Source organism: Burkholderia sp. MS389, assembly GCF_016899425.1.
GTDB lineage: Bacteria > Pseudomonadota > Gammaproteobacteria > Burkholderiales > Burkholderiaceae > Burkholderia > Burkholderia sola.
Window position 1 is genome coordinate 1,581,905 of the sequence record NZ_CP045994.1, and the last position, 17,811, is coordinate 1,599,715.

Here is a 17,811-nt window from a genome sequence, read left to right on the forward strand (position 1 = left end):
ATTCCGAAGCGGTTTACAATCGTTTGCATCGGGCGTCGCAAGCGTTGCCCCGCGCGTCGCCCCCCGTTCGACAGGATGCCAACGATGCCAACGACCTCAGCGAATCCCCCGGTTCCCCGCCAGCGGCGCGTGCAGTGTGCGAGCACGGCCGGCCTTCACCACGTCGCCTATACCGAGTGGGGCGACCCCGCGAATTCGCGCGTGCTCGTCTGCGTGCACGGCCTGACCCGCTCCGGCCGCGATTTCGACCGGCTGGCCGCCGCGCTGTCCGATACGTATCGCGTCGTCTGCCCCGATGTCGCCGGGCGTGGCCGCTCGGACCGGCTGGCCGATCCGCGGCTCTATGCGATTCCGCAATACGTGGCCGACATGGTGACGCTGATTGCCCGGCTCGACGTCGAATCGGTCGACTGGTTCGGCACGTCGATGGGCGGCCTGATCGGCATGGCGCTTGCCGGGCTGCCCGGTTCGCCGCTGCGCCGGATGATCGTCAACGACGTCGGTCCGCGCATCGAGCCCGATTCGCTGACGCGTATCGGCGAGTACCTCGGCGTGCAGCCGCGCTTTGCGACCGAGCAGGAGGGAGTCGATTATCTGACGTCGCTGTCGCTGCCGTTCGGTGCGCTGAGCGCCGACGAGTGGCGCGAGATCAACGGGCCGCTGCTGCACGAACTGCCCGAAGGCGGCTGGACGATGCGCTACGATCCGCGCATCGCCGAGCCGTTCAAGGCGACGACGCCCGAACTGGCCGCGCTCGGCGAGGCCGCGCTGTGGCGCGCGATCGAGACGACGGACGCGACGCTGCTCGTCGTGCGCGGCGAGACGTCCGACCTGCTGTCGCGCGAGACGGCGGCCGAAATGGTCCGTCGCGGCCGGCATGTGACGCAGGTCGAGATTCCGGGGGCAGGGCACGCGCCGGCGTTCGTCAGCGCGGACCAGATTGCGCTCGCGCGGCGGTTTTTCGTCGAAGGCGACGCATAAACGCGTCATAATATGCGGTTCGGCGGCACGCGGGCCGTGCCGCCGCCCGAATCCCTACCCATCACGACCGGAACATTTCATGGCAGTCATTCGTCACCACGTCGGGGCCCGTCTCTCCGAAACCGCGATCCACAACGGTACCGTGTATCTGGCCGGCCAGATCGCCGAAGACACCACGCAGGACATCCGCGGCCAGACGCGCGAAGTGCTCGGCCACATCGACCGCCTGCTCGCCGAAGCGAACAGCGACAAGGCCCATCTGCTGTCGGTGCAGATCTACATCTCGGATCTCGCGAACTTCGAAGGCATGAATGCCGAGTGGGACGCATGGGTTGCGGAAGGCAACGCGCCGCCGCGCGCGACCGTCGAGGCGAAGCTTGCCGATCCGGCGCTGCTCGTCGAGATCGTGGTCGTCGCCGCGCAGCGGAGCTGAGCGTCAGCCAAAGATGACCGTATTCCGGCAGGCCGTGCAATGACCGAATCCGTTTCCGCTTCTCCCGTCGCGGCGCCGTCGTTCGACGACGTGCTCGCGTTCGTGCGCGAGCGGGCCGGCGACGCGCGCCTGTCGTCCGGCGAGCTGCTCGCCGATCACTCGGCCGGCACGGCGTCGATCATGCGCACGCTGAACGTCGATCCGCACGCGATGCAGGCCGCCGCGCTGTTCGTGCTGACGCCGCATCTGAGCGACCCCGAACGCGAGCTGACCGAGCGTTTCGGCGACGAAGTCGCGCGGCTCGTGGCCGACGTGCGCAAGCTGTTGCGGCTCGGCACCGTCAGCCTGCGCGCCGCGCAGAACGCGAAGCCCGACTCCGGGCGCGACGCGGCGGAAGAGCGGCGCACGCAGATCGAGGCGCTGCGCAAGATGCTGCTCGCGTTCGCGCAGGACATCCGCGTGGTGCTGATCCGCCTTGCTTCGCGCTTGCAGTCGCTGCGCTACTACGCGGCCGCGAAGCTCGATCCGCCGCCCGACGTCGCGCGCGAGACGCTCGAGATCTATGCGCCGCTCGCGAACCGTCTCGGTATCTGGCAACTGAAGTGGGAACTCGAGGATCTCGCGTTCCGCTTCGAGGATCCCGTCACCTACAAGCGGATCGCGAAGCTGCTCGACGAGAAGCGCATCGAGCGCGAGGCGTACGTCACGCAGGCGATCGCGCGGCTGCAGCACGAGCTCGCGCAAGCGCACATCCAGGCCGACGTCAGCGGCCGGCCGAAGCATATCTACAGCATCTGGCGCAAGATGCGCGGCAAGGAGCTCGATTTCTCCGAGCTGTACGACGTGCGCGCGTTTCGCGTGATCGTGCCCGACATCAAGGATTGCTACGCGGTGCTCGGCATCGTGCATCACCTGTGGCAGCCGGTGCCGAAGGAGTTCGACGACTACATCTCGCGGCCGAAGCCGAACGGCTACAAGTCGCTGCATACGGTCGTGATCGGCGACGACGGCCGTGCGTTCGAAGTGCAGATCCGCACGCAGGAGATGCATCGCTTCGCCGAGTACGGCGTCGCCGCGCACTGGCGCTACAAGGAGGCCGGCGCACGCGGCTATGGCGGCCAGTTCTCGGCGAGCGACAAGTACGACGAGAAGATCGCGTGGCTGCGTCAGTTGCTCGCGTGGAAGGACGACGTCGAGGACGGCACCGAGGTGTCGGGCGATCAGGCGTGGGCGCAACTGCGCGAGACGTCGCTCGACGACGACCACATCTACGTGCTGACGCCGCAGGCGCGCGTGATCGCGCTGCCGCAGGGCGCGACGCCGGTCGATTTCGCGTACCACCTGCACAGCGAGCTCGGCCATCGCTGCCGCGGCGCGCGCGTCGACGGCGTGATGGTGCCGCTGAACACGCCGCTTTCGAACGGCCAGACGGTCGAGATCGTCGCGGTGAAGGAAGGCGGGCCGTCGCGCGACTGGCTGAACCTGCAGCTCGGTTACCTGAAGAGCCCGCGTGCGCGGCAGAAGGTGCGTGCGTGGTTCAACTCGATCGAGCAGGAAGAAAACATCGCGCACGGCCGCGCGCTCGTCGAAAAGACGCTGCAGCGCGAGGGCAAGACGTCGGTCAGCCTGGACAACCTCGCCGCGAAGCTCGGCTTCAAGTCGCCCGAGGAGCTGTTCTCGGTCGTCGGCAAGGAAGAATTCAGCCTGCGCAACGTCGAGCACGCGCTGTCCGACGCGCCGCCGCCGGAACCGGCGCCCGAGGCGCCGGCCGATTTCGAGAAGCGCAGCAGCGGCGCGAGCGTCGCGCACGGTGCATCGACCGGCGTGCTGGTGGTGGGCGTCGACGCGCTGCTGACGCAGCTGGCGCGCTGCTGCCGTCCGGCGCCGCCCGATCCGATCAGCGGTTTCGTCACGCGCGGCAAGGGGATGTCGATCCACCGCACCGACTGCCCGACGTTTCGCCGGATGGTCGAGCGCGCGCCGGAACGCGTGCTGCAGACGACCTGGTCGGCCGACGTGCTGGGCGGGCGCGGCGCGTCCGTCTATCCGGTCGACCTGATGATCGAGGCGAGCGATCGGCAAGGGCTGCTGCGCGATATCTCCGAAGTGTTCGCGCGCGAAAAGATCAACGTCGTGGGCGTGAAGACGCAAAGCCGCCGCAATGCGGCCTTCATGCAGTTCACGGTCGAGGTCTCGAATTCGGCGCAGGTGCAGCGCGCGTGCACGCTGCTCGGCGAGGTGCAGGGCGTCGTGCGGGCAGGGCGGAAATCCTGATGGGGTTGGATCCGCGTTATTTTGCTGCGACCGCATAAAACACTTGCCAAGCCTGCAGCCACTCCATATAATCTTAGCTTCTCTAGGCTCGTAGCTCAGTTGGTTAGAGCACCACCTTGACATGGTGGGGGTCGTTGGTTCGAATCCAATCGAGCCTACCAACGAATTGAGAATGCCCGGCCTCCGGGTGTTCGAAGCAGTACACAACTCAACGCGAACAAGGCGAATACGGTTATGACACCGCGAACGTTGACCGAAACCACTTCGGAGCGACGCTAGTCGAGGAACGTTTTCGCCCTTTCAGTTTGAGTGAAGTATCGAATGCGGCCCCTCGAAAGCGGGGCCGCATTTTTTTTGTCGCGAATTTTCACGCGCGAGTTGATCTCGCGTACCTGGTCTGCCGCCCACTGTCGGCATCACGGAGAATGCTATGGTTTCGATACGCTTGCCTGACGGCTCAGTTCGACAATACGAGCATCCGGTGACAGTTGCCGAGGTTGCGGCCTCGATCGGTCCCGGCCTCGCCAAGGCTGCGCTGGGTGGCAAGCTCGATGGCGAGCTCGTGGATACGTCGACGCTGATCGACCGCGACGCGTCGCTCGCGATCGTCACGGACAAGGATGCCGACGGCCTCGACATCATCCGCCACTCGACCGCCCACTTGCTCGCGTATGCGGTGAAGGAGCTGTATCCGGACGCGCAGGTGACGATCGGCCCGGTGATCGACAACGGTTTCTATTACGACTTCTCGTACAACCGCCCGTTTACGCCGGAAGATCTGGAAAAGATCGAAAAGCGCATGCAGGAACTCGCGAAGAAGGACGAGCCGGTCACGCGCCGTGTCGTGTCGCGCGACGAGGCGGCCGGTTACTTCCGCAGCATCGGCGAGAAGTACAAGGCCGAGATCATCGAATCGATTCCGCAAAGCGACGAAATCAAGCTGTATTCGCACGGCGGCTTCACCGATCTGTGCCGCGGCCCGCACGTGCCGTCCACCGGCAAGCTGAAGATCTTCAAGCTGATGAAGGTCGCGGGCGCGTACTGGCGCGGCGATTCGAAGAACGAGCAGCTGCAGCGCATCTACGGCACGGCCTGGACGAAGAAGGAAGACCAGGACCAGTACCTGCACATGCTCGAGGAAGCGGAAAAGCGCGACCACCGCAAGCTCGGCAAGCAGCTCGACCTGTTCCACATGCAGGAAGAGTCGCCGGGGATGGTGTTCTGGCATCCGAAGGGCTGGGCGCTGTGGCAGCAGGTCGAGCAGTACATGCGCCGCCGCGTGAACGACGCCGGCTATCTCGAGATCAAGACGCCGATGATCATGGACCGCTCGCTGTGGGAAGCGTCGGGCCACTGGCAGAACTATCGCGAGAACATGTTCACGACGGAGTCGGAGAAGCGCGACTACGCGATCAAGCCGATGAACTGCCCGGGCCACGTCCAGGTGTTCAAGCACGGCCTGCGCTCGTACCGCGACCTGCCGCTGCGTTACGCGGAATTCGGCTCGTGCCACCGCAACGAGGCGTCGGGCGCGCTGCACGGCCTGATGCGCGTGCGCGGCTTCGTGCAGGACGACGCGCACATCTTCTGTACGGAAGATCAGTTCATCTCGGAATCGATCGCGTTCAACACGCTCGCGATGAGCGTGTACAAGGACTTCGGTTTCGATCACATCGACATCAAGCTGTCGCTGCGCCCCGACCAGCGTGCGGGGACGGACGAAACGTGGGATCGCGCCGAGCAGGGTTTGCGCGACGCGCTGACCGCCTGCGGCCTCACGTGGGAAGAGTTGCCGGGCGAGGGTGCGTTCTACGGCCCGAAGATCGAGTACCACATCAAGGACGCCCTCGGCCGCTCGTGGCAGTGCGGCACGCTGCAGCTCGACATGGTGCTGCCGGAGCGCCTGGGCGCCGAGTACGTCGCCGAGGACAACAGCCGTCGCCGGCCGGTGATGCTGCACCGCGCGATCGTCGGTTCGATGGAGCGTTTCCTCGGCATCTTGATCGAGCACCATGCTGGTGCAATGCCGGTCTGGCTCGCGCCGTACCAGGCAATTGTGCTCAATATCGCCGAAAGTCAGGCCGAATATGCGCACGCTCTGACCCAAACGTTGCAAAAACAAGGGGTTAGAGTGGCGGCCGATTTGCGCAACGAGAAGATTAGCTATAAAATACGCGAGCACACGCTGGAAAAGGTGCCTTATCTCCTCGTCGTGGGCGATAAGGAGCGTGATGCGCAAACGGTAGCCGTGCGTGCCCGTGGCGGCGTCGATCTTGGCGTTATGCCGGTCGAAGCCTTCGTTGAGCGTCTGCAGGAAGACCTGCGCTCGTTCAAGTAACCGCCCTGGCAGCGCGGCTCATTTTTTTAATTTTTAGAGGAAACGTAACATCGCTACTGATAAGTCGTCGCACCGCATCAACGGTGAAATCACTGCGCCGGAAGTGCGCCTGGTCGGGATCGAGAACGAACCGCTCGGTATCGTAAAACTCGCTGACGCTTTCCGTAAATCGGAAGAACTGGATGTTGACCTGGTGGAGATCGCGCCGCAAGCGGTGCCGCCGGTTTGCCGTCTGATGGATTACGGCAAGTTCAAGTACCAGGAATCGAAGAAGCAGCACGAAGCGAAGCTGAAGCAGAAGGTCATCCAGGTCAAGGAAGTCAAGTTCCGCCCGGGTACCGATGACGGGGATTACAACGTCAAGCTCCGCAATCTCGTGCGCTTCCTCGAAGAGGGCGACAAGACGAAGATCACGTTGCGTTTCCGCGGCCGCGAAATGGCTCACCAGGAAATCGGTATGCGGATGCTGGAGCGTCTGCGCACGGATCTCGAGGAAGTCGGCCAGGTCGAGCAGATGCCGAAGATGGAAGGGCGCCAGATGATCATGGTGCTCTCGCCGAAGAAAAAGAAGTAACGAGCCCGCGCGCATCGCGCGCAGGTTCGACAGTGGTTCGGCGCGTAGCCCGGTCAGGGCGGCGCGCCAACGATGACGGCGGCTGCGCAAGCGGTGCGCCGTACACAAGTGGACTGGGTTTCGAAGGGCGGGTCAAGGGCGCAAGCCAACCGCACACCCATCGCCATCTAATAAACTGGAGTTGTTCGTCATGCCTAAGATGAAGACCAAGAAGAGCGCTGCAAAGCGCTTCGTGGTGCGTCCGGGCGGTACCGTCAAGCGCGGTCAAGCCTTCAAGCGTCACATCCTGACCAAGAAAACCACGAAGAACAAGCGCCATCTGCGCGGCGCAACGGCAGTTCATGATTCCGATCTGAACTCCGTCCGCGCGATGCTCCCGTTCGCGTAACCCCTCAACTGATACTCCAAGGAGAGAAACATGCCTCGAGTCAAACGTGGGGTAACCGCACGGGCCCGCCACAAGAAGATCATCAACCTGGCCAAGGGTTATCGCGGCCGCCGCAATAACGTCTACCGCATCGCCAAGCAGGCGGTGATGCGCGCTGGTCAGTATGCGTATCGCGATCGCCGCAACAAGAAGCGTGTGTTCCGCGCACTGTGGATCACGCGTATCAACGCGGCAGTTCGCCAGCACGACATGACCTACAGCGTGTTCATCAACGGCCTGAAGAAGGCGTCGATCGAACTCGACCGTAAGGTGCTGGCCGACATGGCGGTGTTCGACAAGGCTGCTTTTGCTGCGATCGTCAAGCAGGTGAAAGCCGCCGTTGCAGCCTAATTGCGAAATTAGCACTGCGTGGTTAGTTGCAGCGAGGTTCCGGTAGTCTCGGCCGCTGCAGCGAAAACGGGGCTCTTCCGAGCCCCTTTTTTGTTTGGCGAGGCCATTTCGCTCGCCGAGACCGAATGACGTTGGAAATGATGGGATCTATGGATCTGGACCAGATTGTCGCCGACGCGCAGCAGTCCTTCGAACAGGCTGCCGACATCACCACGCTCGAAAACGAGAAAGCCCGATTTCTCGGCAAATCGGGTGCGCTGACCGAGTTGCTCAAGGGCCTCGGCAAGCTCGATCCCGAAGCACGCAAGACCGAAGGCGCACGCATCAACGTCGCGAAGCAGCAGGTCGAAGCCGCGCTCACCGCCCGTCGCCAGGCCCTGGCCGACGCGCTGCTGAATCAGCGCCTCACCGCCGAAGCGATCGACGTGACGTTGCCGGGCCGTGGCGCCGGTGCAGGCAGCCTGCACCCGGTGATGCGCACGTGGGAGCGTGTCGAACAGATTTTCGGCTCGATCGGTTTCGACGTGGCCGACGGCCCCGAAATCGAGACCGACTGGTACAACTTCACGTCGCTGAACAGCCCGGAGAACCATCCGGCGCGTTCGATGCAGGACACCTTCTACGTCGAAGGCAAGGATGCCGACGGCCGCCAGCTGCTGCTGCGCACGCACACGAGCCCGATGCAGGTGCGTTATGCGCGCATGAACCGTCCGCCGATCAAGGTGATCGCGCCGGGCCGCACGTATCGCGTCGACAGCGATGCGACCCACTCGCCGATGTTCAATCAGGTCGAGGGGCTGTGGATCGACGAAAACATCAGCTTCGCCGACCTCAAGGGCGTCTATACCGACTTCCTGAAAAAATTCTTCGAGCGCGACGACATCCTCGTGCGCTTCCGTCCGTCGTATTTCCCGTTCACGGAACCGTCGGCCGAGATCGACATGATGTTCGAGCACGGCAAGAACGCCGGCAAGTGGCTCGAAATTTCCGGCTCCGGGCAGGTGCATCCGACCGTGATCCGCAACATGGGCCTCGACCCCGAGCGCTACATCGGTTTCGCGTTCGGCAGCGGCCTCGAGCGCCTGACGATGCTGCGCTACGGCGTCCAGGATCTGCGGCTGTTCTTCGAGAACGACCTGCGTTTCCTGCGCCAGTTCGCATAACGCCGCTCGCCGCGCCGACCTGTGCCCGCGCATGCCCCGACGGACGTTTCCGACGGAGCCCGGGCGTCGATCTAACCTGTTTCGAACGTAGACATCCATGCAATTCCCTGAATCTTGGTTGAGAACCTTTGTCGACCCGCAGCTGACGACCGACGCCCTGTCGCACGCGCTGACGATGGCGGGGCTCGAAGTCGAATCGCTGAGCAAGGCTGCGCCGCCGACGTCGAAGATCGTCGTCGGCCGCGTGCTCGAAGTCGTCAAGCATCCGGATGCGGACAAGCTCAATGTCTGCCAGGTCGACGCCGGCACCGGCGCGACGCTGAACATCGTGTGCGGCGCCCCGAACGTGGTGCCCGGCATCAAGGTGCCGGTCGCGCTGGTCGGCGCGGAACTGCCGCCGGCGGAAGAGGGCGGCAAGCCGTTCGCGATCAAGCTGTCGAAGCTGCGCGGCGTGGAGAGCCAGGGGATGCTGTGCTCGGCGCGTGAGCTGAAATTGTCCGAGGATCACAGCGGGCTGCTGATCCTGCCGGAAGATACGCCGATCGGCCAGGACATCCGCGAGACGCTCAATCTCGACGACACGATCTTCGAAATCAAGCTGACGCCGAACAAGGCCGACTGCCTGTCAGTGTTCGGTATCGCGCGCGAGACGGCCGCGATCACCGGCGCACCGCTGACGCCGGTCGACATCCGCCCGGTGAACGTCGAGCTCGACGAGACGCTGCCGGTGCGCATCGCCGCGCCCGATCTGTGCGGCCGCTTCTCGGGTCGCGTGATCCGCGGCGTGAATGCGCACGCGAAGACGCCGCAGTGGATGGTCGAGCGCCTCGAGCGTTCGGGCCAGCGCAGCGTGTCCGCGCTCGTCGACATCTCGAACTACGTGATGTTCGAGCTCGGCCGCCCGTCGCACGTGTTCGATCTCGACAAGATCCACGGCGGCATCGAAGTGCGCTGGGGCAAGCGCGGCGAATCGCTGAAGCTGCTCAACGGCAACACGGTCGAACTCGACGAAACGGTCGGCGTGATCGCGGACGATCGTCAGGTCGAAAGCCTGGCCGGCATCATGGGCGGCGACAGCACGGCCGTCACGCTCGATACGACCAACATCTACCTCGAAGCCGCGTTCTGGTGGCCGGACAGCATCCGCGGCCGCGCGCGCAAGTACAACTTTTCGACCGATGCGGCCCATCGCTTCGAGCGCGGCGTCGATTACGCGACGACCGTCGAGCACGTCGAGCGCATCACGCAACTGATCCTCGAAATCTGCGGCGGCAAGGCCGGCCCGGTCGACGATCAGGCGGTGAACCTGCCGCAGCGTGTGCCGGTGAAGATGCGTGTGTCGCGCGCGAACCGCATCATCGGCGTGAAGATCGACGCCGACGAGATCGCGAACATCTTCACGCGCCTCGGCCTGCCGTTCGAGCGTGAAGACGACGCGTTCCTCGTCACGCCGCCGTCGCACCGCTTCGACATCGAGATCGAGGAAGACCTGATCGAGGAAGTGGCGCGCATCTACGGCTTCGAGAAGATTCCGGCGCGGCCGCCGGTCGCGACGAGCGAAATGCGTGCGACCCACGAGACGCGGCGTTCGATCCACGACATCCGTCACGCGCTCGCCGCGCGCGACTACGCGGAAACCGTCAACTTCAGCTTCGTCGATGCGGAGTGGGAGCAGGATTTCGCGGGCAACGACAACCCGATCCGTCTGCTGAACCCGATCGCCAGCCAGCTTTCGGTCATGCGCACGACGCTGTTCGGCAGCCTGATCTCGGTGCTGCGCCACAACCTGAACCGCCGCGCCGATCGCGTGCGCGTGTTCGAATCGGGGCGCGTATTCATTGCCGATCCGTCGGTGAAGGCCGGCGAATTGGCGGTCGAAGGTCATGCGCAGCCGAAGCGCGTCGGCGCGCTGGCGTACGGTCCGGCATTCGACGAGCAGTGGGGCGTCGCGACCCGCGCGGTCGATTTCTTCGACGTGAAGGGCGATCTCGAGGCGCTGCTCGCGCCGGCGGTCGCGCGCTTCGTGAAGGCCGAGCATCCGGCCCTTCATCCGGGCCGCAGCGCGCGCATCGAAGTCGATGGCCGTGCGGTCGGCTGGATCGGCGAGCTGCATCCGCGCCTGATGCAGAAGTACGAGCTGCCGCACGCGCCGGTGATGTTTGAAATCGACGCGGATGCGCTGACTGCACGTGCGCTGCCCGCGCCGACCGACGTGTCGAAATTCCCGCCGGTCCGTCGCGATATCGCCGTTGTCGTCGATCAGGCGGTCGAGGTTCAGGCACTTTTCGACGAAATGAAGAAGGCGCTTGCCGAAGACGCCTGCCGATTCGTTCAGAAGGTTGTACTCTTTGACGAATTTCGTGCAAAATCAAATACTTCCGGTGGTCTTGCCGCGAACGAGAAGAGCCTTGCCTTCCGCGTGACGCTGCAGGACGCGGCTGGCACGCTGCAGGACGAGGTCGTCGATCAGGCGATCCAGACGCTGGTCGAGCGAATGGCTCGTGCCGGTGCGCGCCTGCGCGGCTAAGGAGAGGGCCCGCCCGTTCGCGGGCGGCTTTTTCCATCGTAAGTTTTGATTCAACGCGCTGTATGGCAGATATGAACGACATGACCTCGAGTGAATTCGAAGCCCTCCTGACGGCGCAACGCAGCGCCATGAACCGCGACGCTTCGGCGCCGGCGTCCACGGAGACGCCGACGCTGACGAAGGCGGAACTGGCGGAGCTGCTGTTCGATAGCGTCGGGCTGAACAAGCGTGAAGCGAAGGACATGGTCGAGGCGTTTTTCGAAGTGATCCGCGATGCGCTCGAAAACGGCGAAAGCGTCAAGCTGTCGGGGTTCGGCAATTTCCAGTTGCGCGACAAGCCGCAGCGCCCGGGCCGCAACCCGAAGACGGGCGAGGCGATTCCGATCGCGGCCCGCCGGGTGGTAACTTTCCACGCGAGCCAGAAGCTGAAGGCGCTGGTCGAAAACGGCGCGGAGTAATACGCGCCCACGCCCCGCGCGGCCGCCGCGCACCCTTACCGACGGTTAACCGATGACCACCACGGTTGAGAAAGTCGTCTTGCCTCCGATTCCCGCGAAGCGCTACTTCACGATCGGCGAAGTCAGCGAACTGTGCGGGGTCAAACCACACGTGCTGCGTTACTGGGAACAGGAGTTCACTCAGCTGCGGCCGGTGAAGCGGCGTGGCAACCGGCGGTATTACCAGCATCACGAAGTGCTGCTGATCCGGCGGATTCGCGAGTTGCTGTACGAGCAGGGCTTCACGATCAACGGCGCGCGCAACCGGCTCGATTCGCCGGGCAGCGATCGGGCCGCGGCGGAGCCGGTCGAATCCGATGTGCAGGCCGCCGATGCGCGCGGGGCGGCCAACGCGGGCGCAAACGTCGATGTGACCGCGTTGCGGCAGGCGTTGCTGGACGTGATCGACGGACTGAAACACGACTGAGCGCACGGTGCGCAGGATGTATGGGAAAGCCCGGTTGGCGACCGCCACCGGGCTTTTTTCATGCGGGTCGCGCCTGCGGATCAGCGCGACGCGAGCGGATTCTTCCGGCCCATGTCGACGACCAGCGTGCCGTCCGGCAGCATCCGCACCGAGCCCTGCGCGACCTGGTTGCGGTACCCGTACAGGTCGAACCGCATCGGGCCGGCCTCGGCCGAATTCCGGATCAGCGCGCGCACGTTCAGTTCGAGCACGTTGAACATCTTCATGTCGCCGCCTTCCATCCACATGTAGCTCGGCGCATCGATCTGCGGCCGCTTCGGCGCGGGCGCGCCCGGTGCGCGCCGGAACGTCAGACGCAAGCCGTCGCGCTCGACCGTCGCCTGGCCGAGCTTGCCGTTCAGCACGGGCGGCGGGAACACGGTGTACTGGTCGAGCACGAGCGTGTCGCCGCGCAGTTCCGCGCCGCGCCGCTGCAGCGGCGTCAGCGACGACAGCTCGATGCCGAGCGAGCGCAGTAGCGTCGCCTGCGGGATGCCGAGCACCGACACCTGCGACGGCTTGAATGCGAGGTGGCGGTCGTCGAGCACCGTCAGCGAGCCCTTCATGTCGGTCGGCAGCCAGACGCCCGGCACGTGATTCCACAGCTTGATGCCGCCCTGGACGCGCAGGTTCTGCCCGTCCGCGCTCAGTTGCAGGCCGTTCAGCGAACGCGGCGAATAGTCGAGCAGGTAGTCGTTGAACAGCGCCGACATCGCCTTCCACGACTCGACGACCGTGCCGCCGAGAATGCGGATGTCGTACTGGTTCGGGTCGTCGAGATCGACGGGTTCGCCGGCGCGCTTCGACACGAGTTCCACGTCGAGATCTTCGACATGAAAACCGATATCGCCGGACAGGTTGAAGTCGACGTTGCGCAGATGGATCGTCGGGTTGCGGTTCGACACGTGCCGCTCGTTGAACGGCGTCGTCGACGTGCGCCGCATCGCGACCTTCTGCATGCCGGGCCGCGCGGCGTCCGCCGCGAGCGCGTACGCTTCCCAATGCTGGCGCACGTCGCGCAGCGCATTCTGCTGCGCGGCGAGGAAGCTGTCGTTCAGGCGCGCGGCCGCGTTGCCGAGCAGCGCGCCGCTGGCCGGGCCCGCATATGTAGGCATCCGGATCGCCATCGCGCCGCTTTCGTCGAAGTTGAAATAGCCGGCCGATACCTGGTCGCGATAGTGGTACAGGTCGAACACGAACGTCTGGTCGCGCTTCGACGCGTCGAGCGGAGCGATCAGGATGTCCGCGTTCATCGGCATCGAGCGCATGAATTTCACGTCGCCGCCGCGAATGTACATCGCCTGCTGCGGCGCGTTCGCGGGCATCGCGAAGCCCGCATGCGTGCCGTCGTCGAGCTTCAGGTCGAGGCCCGCCGGCGTCACGCGCAGCGCGGTGATCGTCAGCTTCAGGCGCGGCGGCGGCATCAGCTTGTCGACCGCCATCACGAGATCGTCGCCGGCGAGTTGCGCGATCGGCGTCTCCACCTTCAGCAGGTCGGCCATTTTCACGTTGGCCGCGCGCATCACCGGCTGCGCGTCGAGGCCCGACACGCGTACGCCGGTCGGGTGGAACACGAGCTGGCTGCCGTCGCGAATCGCGAGCGTGCCGGTCAGCGAGAACGGTACCCAGCCGTCGCGCTGCATCTCGCCTTGCAGATGGATCACGCCGTCGCCGGCCGATACCGCGAGCTTGCGCAGCGGCGCGTTGCGATAGCCGAAGATGTAGGTGTTGAAGAGGGCGGTCAGCTTCGCGTTGTCGAGCGTGACCGTGCCTTCGTGCACGTCGATCTCGAAGCTCGTCGGATCGTCGAATACGATCGGCGCGCCGGCCTGCGTGGGCACGAGCGTGGCCGACAACTGATGAATGAAGAAGCCGAGATTGTTGACGACGCGGAAATCGACGTCGCGCAGGAACGTCATCGCGCCGTTCTGGCCCGAGTCGCGCAGCGTGAACGGGCGCGGTTGCGTGAGGCTGATCGACGCGAGCGACGGCACGGTGCGCGCGATTTGCTGCTCGCGCGCGAGGCGCTCCGCCTTCGTGCGTTCTATCTTCGTCGATGCGATCGACGTGTTGCTGTCGCGCTGCGCGGCCGATTCCGCGCAGCCGGCGCAGAGCAGCGTGAGCGCCAGCGCGCCGCAGCCGAACACGCGGGATGTCGTGTGTGATCGCGGGGCGGCCGTGCGTCGCAGGCCGGCAACCCGGTCGAAAATTGCCAAAGGCGAGCGATGGCCGCGCCGGACCGCATTCCGCATCGTCTGTCTCCATGTCTTGTCTTGATCGACGGGGGCGCGCGCCACTGCACGGCGCGAGCGTCGATGCCGTGCAGTGTGTCATAGCGCGCTAGAGCGGCGTTACCAAACAACGGCCGCCCGGTTACGGCGCGCTGGCGGGCTGCCGGACAATGGTTTCGCGGTGGATGGACGGGCGGATCAAACGGTCGTTTGGTTTGTCCGGACCGTCGGCCGGCGTCTTTCGACGCGCCCCTGAAAACCCGCGGTCGACCATGACCGGCGCGGGTTTCACCGGATGCCGAAGTGGCGCGGCCCCGGGCATCGACGGATACGATCGGCGAGGGCGGCGAGGTAAGATCGGCTCAGTGGCGAATTCGACATCACAACACGGCAGCCATCACGGGGAAGCGCCATGGACCTGAAGGAAGTCGACGTACTGGGTGCGGGAGTGGGCGATCACTGGTACTACGCGTCGAAGGCGAGCGCCATTCGCCGGTTCCTGGGCGCGTCGGGCGTGAACCGGATACTCGACGTCGGTGCGGGCTCCGGCTTTTTCTCGAAGCATCTGCTCGAGCGCACGCCGGCGACGGAAGCATGGTGTGTCGACACGAGCTACGCCGACGACAGCGATGGCGAAGAGGCCGGCAAGCCCATCCACTTTCGGCGCTCCGTCGATCGATTCGATGCCGATCTCGTGTTGCTGATGGACGTGCTCGAGCATGTCGACGACGACGTCGGGCTGCTGACGCAGTATGTGAAGGGCGCGCCTGCGGGCAGCCGGTTCCTGATCACGGTTCCCGCGTTCCAGTTTCTTTGGAGCGGCCACGACGATTTTCTCGAGCACAAGCGCAGGTATACGCTCGGCGGCCTCGAGGACGTGGTCCGGCGCGCGGGGCTCGACGTCGAGCACGGCGCCTACTATTTCGGCCTGACGTTTCCGCTCGCGGCCGCACTGCGGCTGGGCGAGCGGGCGCGTTCGCATCCGCGCGAGCCTGCGTCGCAATTGCGCCGTCATCATCCGTTCGTCAACGGTTTGCTCAAGACGATCTGCCGCATCGAGTTGCCGATGTTCCGCTTCAACCGCATCGCCGGCCTGACGGTCATCTGTATCGCGCGCAAGCGGTGACGGTGACGGTGAAGGCGATGCGGGTTCGATGCCGCGGATTGCTTGCATCGGCACGATCGCGCCAAAAAATTTCACGAGGGCAGGCACAAAATGCATGCGACCCGTTCTAAATCGGGGAACTGTCTGTTATAATTTTTTTCTTTCGGGGCGTAGCGCAGCCTGGTAGCGTACCTGCATGGGGTGCAGGTGGTCGGAGGTTCAAATCCTCTCGCCCCGACCAGACAAGAACCCGCGTCAGTTCAAGCTGACGCGGGTTTTTTCTTGGCCGTCGCTTTTTTGCACATCGCGGCGCGGCCCCGGTAAAATGCACGGTTGATCCACGGAAAGCGCCGTGATTTAGCGGAAGAGGATTCCCCGAACATGACTGATCTTCGTCTTACCATGCGGTTCGCTGCAGTGCTCGCCACCGGCGCGCTCGTCGCCGGTTGCGGTACGTCGTCGCCCACGAAAGTGGACTACAAGAGCGATTCGAAATCGAAGGAAGCGTCGCTCGCAGTGCCGCCCAACATGCTCGACGAGACGGCCGATCAGCGTTCGCTGCCGCCCCAGGGCGGCGCGACTTCCCTGTCCGCGCTCAAGCAGGTCCAGCAAGCCGCGCCCGCGCTGGACACCGTCGCGCCGGCCGTGGCCGGCATGCATATCCAGCGCGACGGCACCGAAAGCTGGCTTGTGATCGACGGCAAGCAACCGGCCGCGATCTGGCCGCAGGTTCGCCGTTTCTGGCAGGAGCAGGGCTTCCTGCTCGTCGTCGACCAGCGCGACAAGGGCGTGATGGAAACCGATTGGAACGAAACCCATCCGCAGATCAACGACGGCCTGATCCGCAGCGTGATCTCGAAGGCGATGGGCAATTCGTACGTGACGGCCGAGCGCAACAAGTACCGTACGCGTCTCGATTCGGCGCCGAACGGCGGCACCTACGTGTTCATCAGCCAGAAGGGGATGCGCGAGGCGATCACCGGCGCGAACAACGATTCGAGCAAGTGGGAGCCGAAGCCGAACGATCCGGCGCTCGAGACGGAATACCTGAAGCGGCTGATGGCCGTGCTCGCGCAGAACGAGCAGCGCGCGAAGAACGGCGAACCGCCGATCGCGAACATCAAGGACGACGCAGTACCGAAAGACAAGAAGGCCGATGCCGACGCGTCGTCGAAGGCCGCTGCGGCAATCGCCGCGCAGAACGTGTCGCGCACGTCGGCGCAAGGCAGCGACGCGGCTGATGCGGCCGTGCCGTCCGAAGTCACGCTCGGCGAGCCGTACGACCGGTCGTGGCTGCACGTCGGTCTCGCGCTCGATCGCGCGAACTTCACGGTCGACGATCGCGATCGCTCGAAGGGGCTGTATTTCGTGCGCTATGTCGATCCGAAGGATCTGAGCTCGGCCGAGCAGGGCTTCTGGAGCCAGCTGTTCCACGGCAAGAAGGAAAAGCAGGCGAAGCAGTATCGCGTCAACGTGAAGGCGCTCACTGCCGATCAGACGCGTGTCGCGGTCGTCGACGATGCGGGCGCGATCGACACGTCGTCGCCGGCTCGGCAAATCATGGGATTGCTCGTGAATCAGCTCCGCTGATCCCGGCGTTTCCCGCACTCCTGAAAAGCCCGCCATCCGGCGGGCTTTTTTCATGGCTGCTCGCTGGCGCGTGCGATTGTTCTAGTGGTTCGGCCCGCCTCGTGACGTTACGTAACATTCGGGCGTTACGACGACAGAACACGTGTCACATTGTCGCCGATCCAAAAAATTGTCCTTACAAATCAAAGGAGTGTCGTGCATGTCGAGCTTGGCACGTAACCTGCTTTATAGGTTGGAATCGTTAGAACGGGGAGGCTGGCGTCAGCGTCCGGAGCGTGCGCCGCGTGCGCCGAACAACGGTCTCGATGCCTTCACATGCCGACGCGACAAGCGTCCGCACAACAGATGATGATCCGCACCCGCGTGCGGATCTCGATGGCCCCGTCGCCTATCCTCGTAGGGCGACGGTTTCGCCCGCGCTTCTCTGAAGCGCGGGCTATTTTTTTTGTGCCATCGTCATGCCGTATCGGCGTAGCCGATGCGCGCTGCGGGATTCGCGTATTCTCGGACTTTTTCGGACGAAGGAGGCGGGAATGGCGGAAATTGCAGTCGTGGCGCTGATCGTGGCGAAGCCGGGCGCGGAGGAAAAACTGCGCACCGTGCTCGAGGGTATCGTCGAGCCGACCCGCAACGAAGCCGGCGCATTGCAGTACGACTTGCACCGGGATCTGAAGGAGCCCGCGCGGTTCGTATTCGTCGAGCGTTGGGAGAGCGAGGAGGCGTTGGCTGCTCATGCGCGTTCCGCGCATATTCTCGCTTATCGCGAGGCGGCCGCGGACTGGATCGAGCGTTCCGAAATCCGCGTGCTGTCGAAGCTCCTCTGAACGCGAGCAGGCCAGGGCGACCGGACGTGT

Annotated in this window: 15 protein-coding genes and 2 tRNA genes; 16 read left to right on the plus strand and 1 reads right to left on the minus strand. The window is 64.4% G+C overall.

The genetic code is table 11. The features are described from left to right. Positions 1-84: 84 nt before the first annotated feature. From GJG85_RS07360 to GJG85_RS07415, 12 genes are all read left to right on the plus strand, one after another. Complete coding sequence (locus GJG85_RS07360; RefSeq protein ID WP_089488380.1) at positions 85-981, plus strand: alpha/beta hydrolase; 897 nt, start codon at positions 85-87, stop codon at positions 979-981. Between the two features lie 79 nt (positions 982-1,060). Then, positions 1,061-1,414 (plus strand): RidA family protein, encoded by a 354-nt coding sequence (locus GJG85_RS07365; RefSeq protein WP_050012466.1) that lies wholly within the window; start codon positions 1,061-1,063, stop codon positions 1,412-1,414. A gap of 39 nt (positions 1,415-1,453) precedes the next feature. After that, entirely contained in the window at positions 1,454-3,688 is a 2,235-nt protein-coding gene (locus GJG85_RS07370; protein WP_089488381.1) for a bifunctional (p)ppGpp synthetase/guanosine-3',5'-bis(diphosphate) 3'-pyrophosphohydrolase, read from the plus strand. 84 nt (positions 3,689-3,772) lie between these two features. Continuing rightward, positions 3,773-3,849: transfer RNA gene (locus tag GJG85_RS07375), tRNA-Val, on the plus strand. Positions 3,850-4,118: 269 nt separating this feature from the next. Further along, positions 4,119-6,026, plus strand: coding sequence for a threonine--tRNA ligase (gene thrS / locus GJG85_RS07380; RefSeq protein WP_089488382.1), 1,908 nt, complete (start codon positions 4,119-4,121; stop codon positions 6,024-6,026). A gap of 49 nt (positions 6,027-6,075) precedes the next feature. Then, positions 6,076-6,600: a translation initiation factor IF-3 gene (gene infC / locus GJG85_RS07385; RefSeq protein WP_071734130.1), complete on the plus strand. Its 525-nt coding sequence runs from the start codon at positions 6,076-6,078 to the stop codon at positions 6,598-6,600. A gap of 190 nt (positions 6,601-6,790) precedes the next feature. After that, positions 6,791-6,988 (plus strand): 50S ribosomal protein L35, encoded by a 198-nt coding sequence (gene rpmI, locus GJG85_RS07390; RefSeq protein ID WP_004191477.1) that lies wholly within the window; start codon positions 6,791-6,793, stop codon positions 6,986-6,988. Positions 6,989-7,018: 30 nt separating this feature from the next. Continuing rightward, positions 7,019-7,378, plus strand: coding sequence for a 50S ribosomal protein L20 (gene rplT / locus GJG85_RS07395; protein ID WP_004192938.1), 360 nt, complete (start codon positions 7,019-7,021; stop codon positions 7,376-7,378). Between the two features lie 149 nt (positions 7,379-7,527). Next, complete coding sequence (pheS, locus tag GJG85_RS07400; protein ID WP_050012469.1) at positions 7,528-8,541, plus strand: phenylalanine--tRNA ligase subunit alpha; 1,014 nt, start codon at positions 7,528-7,530, stop codon at positions 8,539-8,541. Positions 8,542-8,638: 97 nt separating this feature from the next. Further along, positions 8,639-11,068: a phenylalanine--tRNA ligase subunit beta gene (gene pheT, locus GJG85_RS07405; RefSeq protein WP_089488383.1), complete on the plus strand. Its 2,430-nt coding sequence runs from the start codon at positions 8,639-8,641 to the stop codon at positions 11,066-11,068. Between the two features lie 71 nt (positions 11,069-11,139). Next, on the plus strand, positions 11,140-11,526 hold the full coding sequence (locus GJG85_RS07410) for an integration host factor subunit alpha (protein ID WP_006486093.1): 387 nt from the start codon (positions 11,140-11,142) through the stop codon (positions 11,524-11,526). A 52-nt stretch (positions 11,527-11,578) separates the two neighbouring features. Further along, a complete protein-coding gene (locus tag GJG85_RS07415; protein ID WP_050012471.1) occupies positions 11,579-11,992 on the plus strand; it encodes a MerR family transcriptional regulator in 414 nt (137 codons plus the stop codon). Positions 11,993-12,072: 80 nt separating this feature from the next. Here the strand turns inward: GJG85_RS07415 and GJG85_RS07420 are convergent, their stop codons facing one another. After that, positions 12,073-14,283: a hypothetical protein gene (locus tag GJG85_RS07420; RefSeq protein WP_050012472.1), complete on the minus strand. Its 2,211-nt coding sequence runs from the start codon at positions 14,281-14,283 to the stop codon at positions 12,073-12,075. Between the two features lie 391 nt (positions 14,284-14,674). Here GJG85_RS07420 and GJG85_RS07425 point away from each other — a divergent pair, with 391 nt between their 5' ends. The 4 genes from GJG85_RS07425 (at position 14,675) to GJG85_RS07440 (ending at position 17,781) form a co-directional block, all read left to right on the plus strand. Then, positions 14,675-15,388: a methyltransferase domain-containing protein gene (locus GJG85_RS07425; RefSeq protein WP_050012473.1), complete on the plus strand. Its 714-nt coding sequence runs from the start codon at positions 14,675-14,677 to the stop codon at positions 15,386-15,388. A 143-nt stretch (positions 15,389-15,531) separates the two neighbouring features. Continuing rightward, positions 15,532-15,608 (plus strand) — tRNA-Pro (locus tag GJG85_RS07430). Between the two features lie 140 nt (positions 15,609-15,748). Beyond that, complete coding sequence (bamC, locus tag GJG85_RS07435; RefSeq protein WP_050012474.1) at positions 15,749-16,957, plus strand: outer membrane protein assembly factor BamC; 1,209 nt, start codon at positions 15,749-15,751, stop codon at positions 16,955-16,957. Between the two features lie 533 nt (positions 16,958-17,490). After that, on the plus strand, positions 17,491-17,781 hold the full coding sequence (locus GJG85_RS07440) for a putative quinol monooxygenase (protein WP_050012475.1): 291 nt from the start codon (positions 17,491-17,493) through the stop codon (positions 17,779-17,781). The last annotated feature ends 30 nt before the right edge of the window (positions 17,782-17,811 follow it).

What these genes read in the sequence shown, in the direction of transcription:
- GJG85_RS07360 (WP_089488380.1), top strand. Translation starts at nt 85, where the DNA reads ATGCCAACGACCTCAGCGAATCCCCCGGTTCCCCGCCAGCGGCGCGTG.
- GJG85_RS07365 (WP_050012466.1), top strand. Translation starts at nt 1,061, where the DNA reads ATGGCAGTCATTCGTCACCACGTCGGGGCCCGTCTCTCCGAAACCGCG.
- GJG85_RS07370 (WP_089488381.1), top strand. Translation starts at nt 1,454, where the DNA reads ATGACCGAATCCGTTTCCGCTTCTCCCGTCGCGGCGCCGTCGTTCGAC.
- thrS (WP_089488382.1), top strand. Translation starts at nt 4,119, where the DNA reads ATGGTTTCGATACGCTTGCCTGACGGCTCAGTTCGACAATACGAGCAT.
- rpmI (WP_004191477.1), top strand. Translation starts at nt 6,791, where the DNA reads ATGCCTAAGATGAAGACCAAGAAGAGCGCTGCAAAGCGCTTCGTGGTG.
- rplT (WP_004192938.1), top strand. Translation starts at nt 7,019, where the DNA reads ATGCCTCGAGTCAAACGTGGGGTAACCGCACGGGCCCGCCACAAGAAG.
- pheS (WP_050012469.1), top strand. Translation starts at nt 7,528, where the DNA reads ATGGATCTGGACCAGATTGTCGCCGACGCGCAGCAGTCCTTCGAACAG.
- pheT (WP_089488383.1), top strand. Translation starts at nt 8,639, where the DNA reads ATGCAATTCCCTGAATCTTGGTTGAGAACCTTTGTCGACCCGCAGCTG.
- GJG85_RS07410 (WP_006486093.1), top strand. Translation starts at nt 11,140, where the DNA reads ATGAACGACATGACCTCGAGTGAATTCGAAGCCCTCCTGACGGCGCAA.
- GJG85_RS07415 (WP_050012471.1), top strand. Translation starts at nt 11,579, where the DNA reads ATGACCACCACGGTTGAGAAAGTCGTCTTGCCTCCGATTCCCGCGAAG.
- GJG85_RS07420 (WP_050012472.1), bottom strand. Translation starts at nt 14,283, where the DNA reads ATGCGGAATGCGGTCCGGCGCGGCCATCGCTCGCCTTTGGCAATTTTC.
- GJG85_RS07425 (WP_050012473.1), top strand. Translation starts at nt 14,675, where the DNA reads ATGGACCTGAAGGAAGTCGACGTACTGGGTGCGGGAGTGGGCGATCAC.
- bamC (WP_050012474.1), top strand. Translation starts at nt 15,749, where the DNA reads ATGACTGATCTTCGTCTTACCATGCGGTTCGCTGCAGTGCTCGCCACC.
- GJG85_RS07440 (WP_050012475.1), top strand. Translation starts at nt 17,491, where the DNA reads ATGGCGGAAATTGCAGTCGTGGCGCTGATCGTGGCGAAGCCGGGCGCG.